General features: G+C 71.8%; 12 protein-coding genes and 1 pseudogene. 11 read left to right on the top strand and 2 right to left on the bottom strand.

The annotated features are described in order from the left end of the window. Together NNW99_RS17025 and NNW99_RS17020 are read right to left on the bottom strand one after the other, a co-directional pair. Nucleotides 1-246, bottom strand: a pseudogene (locus tag NNW99_RS17025) (GntR family transcriptional regulator); the annotation flags it as partial. 85 nt (nucleotides 247-331) lie between these two features. Further along, nucleotides 332-823, bottom strand: coding sequence for a hypothetical protein (locus NNW99_RS17020; protein ID WP_215120001.1), 492 nt, complete (start codon nucleotides 821-823; stop codon nucleotides 332-334). A 300-nt stretch (nucleotides 824-1,123) separates the two neighbouring features. On the opposite strand from NNW99_RS17020, the gene NNW99_RS17015 reads away from it, so the two are divergent. The 11 genes from NNW99_RS17015 to kynU all read left to right on the top strand — a co-directional run bounded on the left by NNW99_RS17015 (nucleotide 1,124) and on the right by kynU (nucleotide 12,041). Continuing rightward, nucleotides 1,124-1,402 (top strand): hypothetical protein, encoded by a 279-nt coding sequence (locus tag NNW99_RS17015; protein ID WP_215120000.1) that lies wholly within the window; start codon nucleotides 1,124-1,126, stop codon nucleotides 1,400-1,402. A gap of 553 nt (nucleotides 1,403-1,955) precedes the next feature. Next, the gene (locus tag NNW99_RS17010; protein WP_215119999.1) at nucleotides 1,956-2,486 is read left to right on the top strand and encodes a DUF2617 family protein; all 531 of its coding nucleotides are present in this window, start codon (nucleotides 1,956-1,958) and stop codon (nucleotides 2,484-2,486) included. Nucleotides 2,487-2,604: 118 nt separating this feature from the next. Next, nucleotides 2,605-4,260, top strand: a complete 1,656-nt coding sequence (locus NNW99_RS17005; RefSeq protein ID WP_215119998.1) for a polyamine aminopropyltransferase — start codon at nucleotides 2,605-2,607, stop codon at nucleotides 4,258-4,260. A 99-nt stretch (nucleotides 4,261-4,359) separates the two neighbouring features. Then, nucleotides 4,360-5,223: an SRPBCC domain-containing protein gene (locus NNW99_RS17000; RefSeq protein ID WP_215119997.1), complete on the top strand. Its 864-nt coding sequence runs from the start codon at nucleotides 4,360-4,362 to the stop codon at nucleotides 5,221-5,223. 51 nt (nucleotides 5,224-5,274) lie between these two features. Next, nucleotides 5,275-6,063 carry an aldose 1-epimerase gene (locus NNW99_RS16995; RefSeq protein ID WP_215119996.1) on the top strand — a complete coding sequence of 263 codons (789 nt, stop codon included), beginning with the start codon at nucleotides 5,275-5,277 and terminating at the stop codon, nucleotides 6,061-6,063. A 10-nt stretch (nucleotides 6,064-6,073) separates the two neighbouring features. Next, nucleotides 6,074-6,622: an orotate phosphoribosyltransferase gene (gene pyrE, locus NNW99_RS16990; RefSeq protein ID WP_030245666.1), complete on the top strand. Its 549-nt coding sequence runs from the start codon at nucleotides 6,074-6,076 to the stop codon at nucleotides 6,620-6,622. 167 nt (nucleotides 6,623-6,789) lie between these two features. Then, nucleotides 6,790-7,821, top strand: coding sequence for a class II fructose-bisphosphate aldolase (gene fbaA, locus NNW99_RS16985; protein ID WP_215119995.1), 1,032 nt, complete (start codon nucleotides 6,790-6,792; stop codon nucleotides 7,819-7,821). Nucleotides 7,822-7,898: 77 nt separating this feature from the next. Further along, nucleotides 7,899-9,368 carry an MFS transporter gene (locus NNW99_RS16980; protein WP_215119994.1) on the top strand — a complete coding sequence of 490 codons (1,470 nt, stop codon included), beginning with the start codon at nucleotides 7,899-7,901 and terminating at the stop codon, nucleotides 9,366-9,368. Nucleotides 9,369-9,461: 93 nt separating this feature from the next. Continuing rightward, entirely contained in the window at nucleotides 9,462-9,875 is a 414-nt protein-coding gene (locus NNW99_RS16975) for a DUF3151 domain-containing protein (protein WP_184594398.1), read from the top strand. A gap of 152 nt (nucleotides 9,876-10,027) precedes the next feature. After that, on the top strand, nucleotides 10,028-10,858 hold the full coding sequence (locus NNW99_RS16970; RefSeq protein ID WP_215119993.1) for a tryptophan 2,3-dioxygenase family protein: 831 nt from the start codon (nucleotides 10,028-10,030) through the stop codon (nucleotides 10,856-10,858). Further along, nucleotides 10,851-12,041, top strand: a complete 1,191-nt coding sequence (gene kynU / locus NNW99_RS16965) for a kynureninase (RefSeq protein ID WP_215119992.1) — start codon at nucleotides 10,851-10,853, stop codon at nucleotides 12,039-12,041. Before NNW99_RS16970 ends, kynU begins: the two co-directional genes overlap by 8 nt. Nucleotides 12,042-12,125 lie beyond the last annotated feature (84 nt).

The following is a 12,125-nucleotide window of genomic DNA, read 5'->3' as shown; positions in this document are numbered from 1 at the left end:
TCACTTCCTGCCCTGTGCCGAGTCGGGAACCTTGAAGTCGTATCTCCCACGCGAAGTGAGAAGCCGAGTGAATGCCCACCGCGAACTCAACCACCGTGCCATCTGCGGGGAGCTGCAGGAGCTGCACCTCGGCCGTTGTCGGGACGCGGGCGAACAGGGCCTCTCTCATGTGGTCGATCTCGTAGCCGGCGTCGTAGAGGACCGGTATCCGCCGCCACGGCCGGCAGGGCCCGGGGTGGGATCTACTTCAAGCGCATCCACGTCCACGGACAGCCGTGCCTCGGACGTCCCGGCTTCATGCGGCGCGAGCGCGCTCGCTGTCAGCGGCTACTCACACGCGGCGTTCAGCCGGTGGCTGTAGGTCGTCTCGCATCAGCCGTTGCAGAGCATCCAGGTTCGCGAAGAACGGTCGTATGGCCTGCTGATACTGAGGTGAAGCGAAGTCCATGCCGTCCTCGGCGAGGATGTCGCGGGCGGCTCGCAGTTGCTCGTACACCGACTCAGCGGCCTGGTGGACGTGGTCAGGCGCAGCCAAGGCCACTTCTCGCAAGACGGACTTCGCATCCGAGTATTGCGGGTCGCTGAGAAAGGCATCGTGGATCGCCTGTCGTCGTGCGGGCCCGGCTTCGCCTCGGGCAGCCGCGACGGTCATACGGCTATGGGCTTGAGCCAGGGCAGTCAAGAACCGCGCATAGGCGGCTCGTTTTGCATCCGCCCACCGTTGATCTCTTTCCCGCCGGGAGCGGAAGACATCGGTGATCAGCGTTGCCCCGATCCCGAATAAAGCACCAGTTGCGGCAACCCCCAGAGTCCCCCACTCCATGTACGCAGAGTACGAGCCCTGTCACCGCGAGTCCAGATGGCCTTAACCAGAGCGACACCGGCCCGCACCCATCGCGACGAAGGATGGCCCGCTCACCTCAGTGAACAGGGTCGCCCTCGTTATTCGCCCCCCTGCGGGTCAACCGCGCCTCTGTACAGGCCAGGAGTCGTTCCCTCGACCGAACCCTCTGAACTTCCTCAACTCTGCTTTGGGGCATCAGAGCGCCGGGCATCCCCTGTTCACGCAAGAGCGAGGCGCCCACGGGGGGTCGCTTCGGGGGAAGGAAAGGAGGGTGACGTCATGGTTATCGGCATCATCCTGGCTGTGATCGCGTTCATCCTGGTCGCCGTGCTGGTGTCCGCGGTCCGCAGGGGCGGATCCGCGCGGTCGGGGCGGCGTGGGTCGTGGGCGTCCTCCGGTTCCGCGAGCAGCAGCGGCGGCGGCAGCTGGTGGGTCGGCGGGGGAGACTCCGGCTCGTCCGGCGGGTCGTCGTGCAGCAGTGGCGGTTCGTCCTGCGGAGGAGGGTCGTCCTGCGGTGGGGGCGGTGGTGGTGGGGGCTGCGGCGGCGGAGGCAGCTGACGGCAGTCGGCTTGCCTTCCGCACGGGAAGGCGCACCAACCGAACGCGGGGTCCGCACCTGAGCGACCCCGCGTTTCCCGTGCGGCGGATCCGTCGAACGTCTGTCGGGTGACTGGGTGAGGTCTCAGGCAACTTCGCATGCCTGTAGGACAAGCGCGTCCATGGGACGGCGTACTCGGGCGTGACTCCGGCAACTGCGCTTGTCAAAAGGGCTTTTCGGGGGGCCCTGCCGGGATCGGGCGCCTGTTCGTCGCGGCTTCGGGCGGGAGTGTCGGCGCACCGGCGCACGCCTCACCGTCACCGGCGCACGCCGTAGTTGAACAATTGAGCTGTAGAGCCCCCTGAGGGATGGAAACCCTACGAACTTGGGTAAAAACGCTGTGACGGCGCCACGGTTCATGATTCCCTCTAACCCACCGACGCAGCTCCTCGGACGCCCTGCGGACACCTCCCTGAAACCGGCCGACTGGGCTGACCCGGGCCGACATCCCCCGGAGCGACCGGGGCGCAGCGGACCCATCTCCCTCTCCTTGTGTGCTTGCGGAGCCGATCCATGCTCACGACCCTGAACACCTCCTACACCGACACGCGCGCGGCCGATCTCGCCTGGGCGCTGGGGCGCGAGCCGCTGCCCGCACTGGCCGCACTGGACCTCGAACTGACCGGCGCCAAAATGCAGTTGAGGCTCCTCGGCGCCTCCCACCAGGTCCTGCTGGAGGAGGAGCGGGGCATCTGCTCGGAGACGGTGGCCTGCATCCCGGGCAGCAGCACCCCGCTTCCGCTGGGCGTCGCCAAGCGGGTGGGCGACTGGGAGTACGAGTTCGCCGCCCGGGTCGAGGTCCTCTCGCCCGGATCCTTCGAGGGCCGCGCCCAGGAGTTGCTGGCCCTCGTCTCCGACCACCCGCACGGCCTCGCGGGCGTCTTCCCCGGCAGCCCGCACGCCTTCACGGCACTGCTGGCCCAGCATCACGAGGGGCAGGTGCACTGGCGGACCTGGCACGCGTACCCGCAGGACGGCCAGTTGGTGGCGACCCGTACGAGAGTCGGCGTACGGACGCCGGCGGCTGCCGCCGCCGCCAACTGAGGGCAGGGGGCGGGGCCGTACGAGGCAAACCCGTCTCGTGCCGACACCGGCCCCCTGTAAACCAGCACCACACGTGTGGGTGACGAACCGCAGTCGAGACGTGACGTAACGTCGCACCGTGATCGAGCCGCACGCGCCCGCCCCGCCCGGTTCCCCGCCGCCCCGGAGCGCCCCGGGCGGCCCCGGCGGCCCGGCGCCGCTGCCCGTCCGGCCGGGCACCGGACGGTTCCTGGTCCTCGCGGGCGTGTTCGTCTGTGCGGCCTGCGGACTCGTGTACGAACTCGAACTCGTCGCCCTCGCCTCCTACTTGATGGGCGACTCCGTCACGCAGGCGTCCGTCGTGCTGTCCGTCATGGTCTTCGCGATGGGCATCGGCTCCCTCGCCGCGAAGCGGCTGCGCGGACTCGCCGCGGCCGGATTCGGCGCCGTCGAGGCCACGCTCGCGCTCGTCGGCGGCTGCAGCGCGATGGCCCTGTACGCCGTGTTCGCCTGGACCGGCGACTGGGGCGGCATGTGGGCGAGCGGCCCCCGCTGCCTCCTGGTCGCCTTCTCCCTCGCCACCGGGCTCCTCATCGGCGCCGAGGTCCCGCTGCTGATGGAGCTGATCCAGCGCATCCGCCGCCAGGACGCGGGCGGGGCGGTGGCCGACCTGTTCGCCGCGGACTACGTCGGTGCCCTCGTCGGCGGCCTCGCCTTCCCCTTCCTCCTGCTGCCGTTCTTCGGCCAGCTCACCGGCGCGCTCCTCACCGGCGCCGTCAACGCGGTCGTCGGCGGGGCGCTGGTGCTCGGGCTGTTCCGCCGGGATCTGACCCGGCGCGCCCGCTGGCTGCTGCTGCTCGCCAACGCGCTCGTGCTCGCGATCCTCGCCTCGGCCGCCGTCCTCGTCGACGACTTCGAGCGGGCCGCCCGGCAGGCGATGTACGGCCATGACGTCCGCGTGGCGCTGCGCACCGGCGTCCAGGAAGTCGTCCTCGCCGGCGGCACACACGGCCGGCCCCTCGCCCTCTTCCTCGACGGCCGGCTCCGGGTCAGCGGACACGACGAACTCCGCTACCACGAGGCCCTCGTCCACCCCGCCATGACCGGGCCGCACGCGCGCGTGCTGATCCTCGGCGGCGGTGACGGACTGGCCGCCCGCGAGGTGCTGCGCCACCCCGGGGTGGACCGGGTCGACATCGTCGAACTCGACGCCGAGGTGGTACGGCTGGCCCGCACCGACCCGGGTCTGTCCGCGCTGAACCGGCACGCCTACGGTGACCCGCGCGTGCACGTGACGATCCAGGACGCCTTCGGCCGGCTGCGCGAAGCGCCACCGGCGGCGTACGACGTGGTCGTCTCGGACCTGCCCGACCCGGGGATCACGGCGAGTACGAAGCTGTACTCCGAGGAGTTCTACGGCCTCGCGCGGCGGGTGCTGGCCCCCGGTGGCCGGCTCGTGGTGCACGCCGGGCCGGTCGCGGCCGGGCCCCGCGTGTACTGGACGGTGGACTCCACCCTGCGCTCCGCCGGCTTCCGCACCGCCCCGTACGCCGCGGGCGGCCGCCGCACCGGCTTCGCCACCGGCCCCGACCGCACCCCCACCGACCACTCCCGGACCCCCCGCGACTGGGGCTTCCTCCTGGCCGCCCGCACGGACCCCCGGCCCCGCCTCGCCCCGGACGGGCCGCGCCCGCGGACCCTCACGGAGGCGTCCCTCGCGGCGGGGGAGCGGGCGGCGCGCGGGACGCGGATCGCGGGGCTGCCGGCGTCGACGCTGCCGCATCCGCGGTACTGAGGGGGCGGGCGGCGGAGGATACGCCGGGCGGACCCGGATCCGGAGGGAATCCGGGAGGTGGAGGTGCGTTCTGGTCCGTGCTGGGTAAAGTCCGTCCACATGGAGCACGAGGTGTTCGTTCCGGTTCCGGCCGAGCGGCTCAGGGAGGTGCTGGACGACCCCGCGCGGGTCGCCCGGGTGGTTCCCGGGCTCCAGCAGGACGCCGGCGCCGAGCCCGTCACCGGGCGGCTGAAGATCCGGGTCGGCAGTCACTCCGTCACCTACCGGGGTGCCGTACGGGTCTCCCGGCGGGACGACGGGGCCTACGCCGTGGAGGGCGAGGCGGAGGAGTCGCGCGGCAGCGGCTCGGTCAAGCTCGCGCTGCGGATCGCCCTGCGGGAGGCGGAGGACGGCTGCACCGTCGTCTTCGACGGCACAGCCTCGGCGGACGGACGGATCAAGGACCTGCCGGCCGACGCCGTCGAGAGCGCCGTCGCCCGGCTGCTGAACCGCTTCGCGGAACACCTGGCCGACGCGGCACCGAATACGACCACGTCCCTCGCCACCCAGGACTTCGAACCCCGGGCGACAACCGACCACGAAACGACCCCGGACGCGGACGATGAGCCTGTGCCTCCGGCGGGGGCCGACGAGAGCTCCACACCGGCCCCCGATGACGAGCCCCCGGCCCCGGCCCCCGATGACCAGCCCCCGGCCCCCGAACCCCCCGTCGGCCGGTCCGCCGAAGGGGCTGAAGGGGACGAGGACGCCGAGTCCATCGCCGAGGCGGCGCATGCGCGGCGGACGATGATCGGGCGGAGTGCCGAGGAGGTCGATCACGCGCCGCCGCGTGGGCGGTACGCGCCGGTGCCCGCGCCGCAGACCGTGTCGCCCCCGGCGCCGCTGCGCTGGGCGGCGCCCGCGGCGGCGCTGGCGGTGGCGTCGGCCATCGTCGCTGTGCGGGCCCTGCGCCGACGGCGCTGAAACGTCCCGGACCGCACGGTGCCCTCTTGATCACCGCAGTAGGGTCGTCCCGTGAGTGACGAAGACATCACGCTGACCGCGGGCGACGCGGAGGTGACCGTGCAGCCGGGCAACGGCGGCCGGGTCGGAGGGCTGCGGATCGGCGGCGTGGAGGTGCTGCGGCAGGGGGAGCGGTTCGGCTGCTTCCCGATGGTGCCCTGGTGCGGCCGGGTCCGCGACGGCCGGTTCCTGGACGGCGCCGCCGTACGGCAGATGCCGCTCAACGCCCCGCCCCACGCCATCCACGGCACCGTCCGCGACCACGCCTGGCGCACCGCCCGCACGAGCACGGACGAGGCCGTCCTCACGTACGAGCTGGTCGACCCCTGGCCCCACCCGGGCCGGGTCACCCAGGTCGTCGCCCTCGCCGAGGACGCGCTGACGCTCACCATGTCCGTCGAGACGTACGACTCGTCCTTCCCGGCGCAGATCGGCTGGCACCCCTGGTTCAACCGCAACCTGGGTGGCGAGGACGTACATCTCGACTTCGAACCCGCCTGGCAGGAGGAGCGCGGCGACGACCACCTGCCCACCGGCAACCGCCTCGACCCGAAGCCCGGCCCCTGGGACGACTGCTTCGGGATGCCCGGCGGCGTCGACGTCACCCTGACCTGGCCCGGGCAGCTGGAGCTGAAGGTGGCGAGCCGCGAGGAGTGGGTCGTCGTCTACGACGAGCAGGAGGCCGCCGTGTGCGTGGAGCCGCAGACCGGCCCGCCCAACGGCCTCAACACCATGCCGCGCCTGGTCACACCCCTGGAGCCGCTGGAGGCCACCACGACCTGGAGCTGGAGCCGCCTCTAAGCTGGGCGCCATGACGGACACACGCGGCGCGCTGCTGCAGCAGATCAAGGACAAGGCCGTGGTGCACGGCAAGGTGACCCTGTCATCGGGTCTGGAGGCCGACTACTACGTCGACCTGCGCCGGGTCACGCTGGACGGCGAGGCCGCGCCGCTGGTCGGGCAGGTGCTGCTGGATCTGACGGCGGAGCTGGACTTCGACGCCGTCGGCGGGCTCACCATGGGCGCCGACCCCGTCGCCGCCGCCATGCTGCACGCCGCCGCCGCGCGCGGGAAGCGCCTGGACGCCTTCGTCGTCCGCAAGGCCGCGAAGGCCCACGGCCTGCAGCGGCGCGTCGAGGGCCCGGACATCGCGGGCCGCCGTGTGCTGGTCGTCGAGGACACCTCCACCACCGGCGGCTCCCCGCTCACCGCCGTAGAGGCCGTGCGCGAGGCCGGGGCCGAGGTCGTGGCCGTCGCGACGATCGTCGACCGGGCGACCGGCGCCGCGGAGAAGATCCAGGAGGGCGCCGGGGTGCCGTACCTCTTCGCCTTCTCGAAGGACGAGCTCGGGCTGGACTGACCGGGACCTGACCGGGGGACCTGACCAGGGCGTGGACGGTGGCCTGGACCTTCCGGCCAAGTCTGGAAAGATGGGGCCGACGATGACGTCGCATCCCAAGGTCTAGGTCAGGGCCGTAAAGAACGCAGAACGCAGTACCCCAACCCGCAGATACAAGGAGCGGACGCATGCCCATCGCAACTCCCGAGGTCTACAACGAGATGCTGGACCGGGCGAAGGCAGGAAAGTTCGCCTACCCGGCCATCAACGTGACCTCCACCCAGACCCTGCACGCGGCCCTGCGCGGTTTCGCTGAGGCGGAGAGCGACGGCATCGTCCAGATCTCCACGGGTGGTGCCGAGTTCCTGGGCGGTCAGTTCAACAAGGACATGGTGACCGGCTCGGTCGCCCTGGCCGAGTTCGCGCACATCGTCGCCGAGAAGTACCCGGTGAACATCGCGCTGCACACCGACCACTGCCCGAAGGACAAGCTCGACGGGTACGTACGTCCGCTGCTGGCGCTCTCCCAGAAGCGCGTCGAGGCCGGTCTGAACCCGCTGTTCCAGTCCCACATGTGGGACGGTTCCGCCGAGACCCTGGCCGACAACCTCTCCATCGCGCAGGAGCTGCTGGAGATCGCCCGCGCCGCCAAGATCATCCTCGAGGTGGAGATCACCCCGACCGGCGGCGAGGAGGACGGTGTCTCGCACGAGATCAACGACTCCCTCTACACCACGGTCGACGACGCGATCCGCACGGTCGAGGCCCTGGGCCTGGGCGAGAAGGGCCGCTACCTGCTGGCCGCGTCCTTCGGCAACGTGCACGGCGTGTACAAGCCGGGCAACGTCGTCCTCCGCCCCGAGCTGCTGAAGGAGCTGAACGAGGGCGTCGCCGCCAAGTTCGGCAAGGCTGGTTCTCCGGGGCCCTTCGACTTCGTCTTCCACGGCGGCTCCGGCTCCACCGCCGAGGAGATCGCCACCGCGCTGGACAACGGCGTCGTGAAGATGAACCTCGACACGGACACCCAGTACGCCTTCACCCGCCCGGTCGCGGACCACATGCTCCGCAACTACGACGGTGTCCTGAAGGTCGACGGCGAGGTCGGCTCCAAGAAGACCTACGACCCGCGCACCTGGGGCAAGCTGGCCGAGGCGTCCATGGCCAAGCGCGTCCTCGAGGCCTGCGGCAACCTCCGCTCCACCGGCACGAAGATCAAGTAAGGCCCCGTTCTCGCGGCTTTCCCGCGGCTTGAGCCCGGCACCTCCTGTGGTGCCGGGCTCTTCCGTATGCTCCCTGCATGCCCGATGTCCGGCTGGCCTCCCCGCAGGGCCGATGGATCCTGCTCACCACCGTCCTCGGCTCCAGCATGGCCCTGCTGGACTCGACCGTCGTCAATGTCGCGCTGCCGCGCATCGGCCGGGACCTCGACGCGAACCTGTCCGCCCTGCAGTGGACGGTCAACGCGTACATGGTCACGCTGGCCGGGCTGATCCTGCTGGGCGGGGCGCTGGGGGACCGGTTCGGGCGCCGGAAGGTGTTCGTCGTCGGCGTGGTGTGGTTCGCGGTCGCGTCCCTGCTGTGCGGGATCGCGCCGAACGCGGGTGTGCTGATCGCCGCGCGTGCGTTGCAGGGGGTGGGCGGCGCACTGCTCACACCCGGGTCGCTGGCGCTGATCCAGGCGTCCTTCCACCCCGACGACCGGGGCCGGGCGGTGGGTCTGTGGTCCGGCTTCGGCGGGGTCGGCGCGGCGATCGGGCCGTTCGTCGGCGGCTGGCTGGTGGACGGGCCGGGCTGGCGGTGGGTGTTCCTGCTGAACGTGCCGCTGGCGCTGGTGTGCGTACCGGTGGCGCTGCGCCATGTGCCCGAGTCGGGCGGTGACGAGGCCCGTGGCCGGTTCGACGTACTGGGGGCGGTGCTGGGCGCGGTGGCGCTGGCGCTGCTGACGTACGCGCTGATCGAGGCCGGTGGTGAGGGCGGTTGGCCGGTGGCCGTCTCGGCGGTGGCCGGGGTGGCCGCGGCCGTCGCGTTCGTGGTCGTCGAGCGGCGGCGGGCCGAGCCGATGATGCCGCCGGACATCTTCGCGTCGCGGCAGTTCACTGCCGTCAACCTCGTCACGCTGTGTGTGTACGCGGCGCTCGGCGGGTTCTTCTTCCTGGCCACGCTCCAGCTCCAGGTCGTCGTGGGCTACTCCGCCCTCGCCGCCGGTACGGCGCTGCTGCCGACGACCGTGCTGATGCTGCTGCTGTCCGCGCGGTCCGGGGAGCTGGCCGACCGGATCGGGCCGCGGATCCCGCTGACGGTGGGGCCGCTGCTGTGCTCCGTCGGGATGCTGCTGATGCTGCGGGTGGGGCCGGGGGCGTCGTACTGGGCCGATGTGCTGCCGGCGCTGGTGGTGCTCGGGGTGGGCATGGTCACGCTGGTCGCGCCGCTGACGGCGACGGTGCTGGGCTCGGTGAGCGTCGTACGGGCCGGGCTGGCCAGCGGCATCAACAACGCGGCGGCCCGGGCGGCGGGGCTGGTGGCGGTGGCGGCGCTGCCGCTGCTGGCGGGGATGGGGGAGGAAGCGTACCGGGAGCCGGCCGCTTTCGACACGGCGTTCGGCAAGGCGATGGGGTGGTGCGCGGGGGCGTTGGTGGTGGGGGCGGTGATCGCGTTCGCGGTGGTGCGGAGGCCGCCGCCGGACTGCAAGCGGCCGGAGTGCAGGACGTTCGGGGGTGTCACGTCGCCTCCGTTGGAGGGGGAGCCGGTGCGGAAGCGGTTGTCGTAGCAGCCGTTGTCGTAGGTGCTGGGCGTTGTGCTGCTGTGGCTGGCCAGGGGCATGACTGCACGCCGCGAACGCGGATGGCGCAGACTTGACCTCATGTCCATTCACGAGAACCTTCTCGGGGGTCCGCCCCCGACTCACCTCCCCGACGACCCCGGGCCCCGGGAACTGCTCGCGTCGGGTACCGCGCCGGTCGACGTGGCCGCCGCGCATCCGACCTCCTCGCTCGCCTGGGCGCAGCTCGCCGACGAGGCGTTCGAGCGGGGCGCTGCCGTGGAGTCGTACGCGTACGCCCGCACGGGCTACCACCGCGGCCTGGACGCCCTGCGCCGCAGCGGCTGGAAGGGCCACGGCCCGGTGCCGTGGGAGCACGAGCCGAACCGCGGCTTCCTGCGCGCCCTGCACGCCCTTGCCCGCGCCGCGCAGACGATCGGCGAGCAGGAGGAGTACGAGCGCTGCTCCCAGTTCCTCAAGGACTCCTCGCCGACGGCGGCGCAGGTCCTGGGCTGACAGCGGTCTGTGCTCGCGAGGCCCGTCCGCTGAGCGGGCGGGCCTTGCGGTTCCGGGGGATTATTGCGGAGTATGCCCCTGGGGACCGGGGCCCCCGTGCCGGAATTCGGCAGGGGCGGACCGCTACCCGGAGTTATCTGCAGGAGACAGCGATGTCCCACGAGGCTCACGAGCCCGAGACCCCGCATCTCGATTTCGCCGGCACGACGCCGTACGAGGACTACGTCAAGGCGGACGTGCTCACCCACCTCCAGCACACCCTCTCCGACGACCCCGGAGAGATGGTCTTCCTGGTGACGACCCAGGTGATGGAGCTGTGGTTCACCGTCATCGTCCACGAGTGGGAGACGGCGGCCCGCGCACTGCGCGGCGACGACATCCCCACCGCGACCGCCGCGCTGAAGCGGTCCGTGCGTGAGCTGGAGGCGCTCAACGCCTCCTGGAGGCCGCTCGCCCAGCTCACGCCCGCCCAGTTCAACTCGTACCGCAGCGCCCTCGGCGAGGGCTCCGGCTTCCAGTCGGCGATGTACCGGCGGATGGAGTTCCTGCTCGGCGAGAAGTCCGCGTCGATGCTCGTCCCGCACCGGGGCGCCCCGCGTGTGCACGCCGAGCTGGAGAAGGCCCTGCACGAGCCGAGCCTGTACGACGAGGTCGTACGGCTGCTCGCGCGGCGCGGGTACGACGTCCCGGAGGCCGTGCTGGGGCGGGACGTGGCGAAGCGCTACGAGCCGTCGCCGGAGGTGGAGGCGGCCTGGACGGCCGTCTACTCGGGTGACGAGAGCGACGGACTGGCCCGGCTGGGCGAGGCGCTGAGCGATGTCGCCGAACTGGTGTGGCGCTGGCGCAACGACCATCTGGTCGCCACCCGCCGCGCGATGGGCTCCAAGACCGGCACGGGCGGCTCCGCCGGGGTGGCCTGGCTGGAGAAGCGGGCGCAGAAGAACGTCTTCCCCGAGCTGTGGACGGCGCGGTCCTATGTCTGAACTCGTGATGAGGGCCGAGAAGCTGGACGCCGCCGACGAACTGCGCGGCAAGCGGGACGGGTTCGTCCTCGACGAGGTCGTGTATCTGGACGGCAACTCGCTCGGCGCGTTGCCGGCCGTCGTGCCCGGGCGGGTCGAGGACGTCGTACGGCGTCAGTGGGGCGAGCTGCGCATCCGGTCCTGGGAGGAGAGCGGCTGGTGGACGGCGCCCGAGCGGATCGGTGACCGGATCGCCCCGCTGGTCGGGGCGGCGCCCGGGCAGATCGTGGTGGGCGACTCGACCAGTGTCAATGTCTTCAAGGCACTCGTGGGGGCGGTGCGCCTCGCCGGGGACGACCGCGACGAGATCCTCGTCGACGCGACGACCTTCCCCACCGACGGGTACATCGCCGAGTCGGCGGCGCGGATGACCGGCCGCACCCTGCGGCCGGTGACACCCGCGGAGGTGCCGGGCGCGCTGTCCGGCCGTACCGCGGCCGTCCTCCTCAACCACGTCGACTACCGCAGCGGCCGGCTGCACGACCTGCCGTCCCTGACGGCCGCCGTGCGCGAGGCGGGCGCGCTCGCCGTCTGGGACCTGTGCCACAGCGCGGGCGCCCTGCCGGTCGGGCTCGACGAGCACGGGGTGGACCTGGCCGTCGGCTGCACCTACAAGTACCTGAACGGCGGCCCGGGTTCACCGGCGTACCTGTACGTACGCCGGGAGCTGCAGGACCGCTTCGACTCCCCGCTGCCCGGCTGGAACTCCCACACCGAGCCGTTCGGCATGCGTCCTGCTTATGAACCGGCCTCCGGTGCACTGCGCGGCCGGGTCGGCACGCCCGACATCCTCTCCATGCTCGCCCTGGAGGCGGCCCTGGAGGTGTGGGACGGGGTGCCGGTCGAGGGGGTGCGGGCCAAGTCCCTCGCGCTGACGGACTTCTTCCTCGACTGCGTGGCGGAGTACGTGCCCGAGGGCAGGGTCGAGTGCCTGACGCCGGTGGCGCACGCGGAGCGGGGCAGCCAGATCGCCCTGCGCTGCGACGACGCCGGAGAGGTGATGAAACGGCTGATCGAGCGGGGTGTGGTCGGAGACTTCCGGGCGCCTGACGTGCTGCGCTTCGGGTTCACGCCGCTGTACGTGGGCTTCGCCGATGTGGAGCGGGCGGCGCGGGTGCTGGCGGAGACGCTGTCCCTCGCGTGAGCCGAGCGTGACGGACGGCCCCTGACGAACGGCCCCTGACGGACGGGCCGTGACGGACGGGCCTTGACGAACGGCCCCTGACGG

It is taken from the genome of Streptomyces sp. CRCS-T-1, from assembly GCF_024442335.1.
In the GTDB taxonomy this organism is placed as follows: domain Bacteria; phylum Actinomycetota; class Actinomycetes; order Streptomycetales; family Streptomycetaceae; genus Streptomyces; species Streptomyces koelreuteriae.
The sequence above is the reverse complement of the archived record's forward strand: the minus strand, read 5'-3'. Positions and strand labels throughout refer to the sequence as shown.

What these genes read in the sequence shown, in the direction of transcription:
- NNW99_RS16980 (WP_215119994.1), top strand. Translation starts at nt 7,899, where the DNA reads ATGCCCGATGTCCGGCTGGCCTCCCCGCAGGGCCGATGGATCCTGCTC.
- pyrE (WP_030245666.1), top strand. Translation starts at nt 6,074, where the DNA reads ATGACGGACACACGCGGCGCGCTGCTGCAGCAGATCAAGGACAAGGCC.
- NNW99_RS17000 (WP_215119997.1), top strand. Translation starts at nt 4,360, where the DNA reads ATGGAGCACGAGGTGTTCGTTCCGGTTCCGGCCGAGCGGCTCAGGGAG.
- NNW99_RS16975 (WP_184594398.1), top strand. Translation starts at nt 9,462, where the DNA reads ATGTCCATTCACGAGAACCTTCTCGGGGGTCCGCCCCCGACTCACCTC.
- NNW99_RS17015 (WP_215120000.1), top strand. Translation starts at nt 1,124, where the DNA reads ATGGTTATCGGCATCATCCTGGCTGTGATCGCGTTCATCCTGGTCGCC.
- kynU (WP_215119992.1), top strand. Translation starts at nt 10,851, where the DNA reads ATGTCTGAACTCGTGATGAGGGCCGAGAAGCTGGACGCCGCCGACGAA.
- NNW99_RS16970 (WP_215119993.1), top strand. Translation starts at nt 10,028, where the DNA reads ATGTCCCACGAGGCTCACGAGCCCGAGACCCCGCATCTCGATTTCGCC.
- NNW99_RS17020 (WP_215120001.1), bottom strand. Translation starts at nt 823, where the DNA reads ATGGAGTGGGGGACTCTGGGGGTTGCCGCAACTGGTGCTTTATTCGGG.
- NNW99_RS17010 (WP_215119999.1), top strand. Translation starts at nt 1,956, where the DNA reads ATGCTCACGACCCTGAACACCTCCTACACCGACACGCGCGCGGCCGAT.
- fbaA (WP_215119995.1), top strand. Translation starts at nt 6,790, where the DNA reads ATGCCCATCGCAACTCCCGAGGTCTACAACGAGATGCTGGACCGGGCG.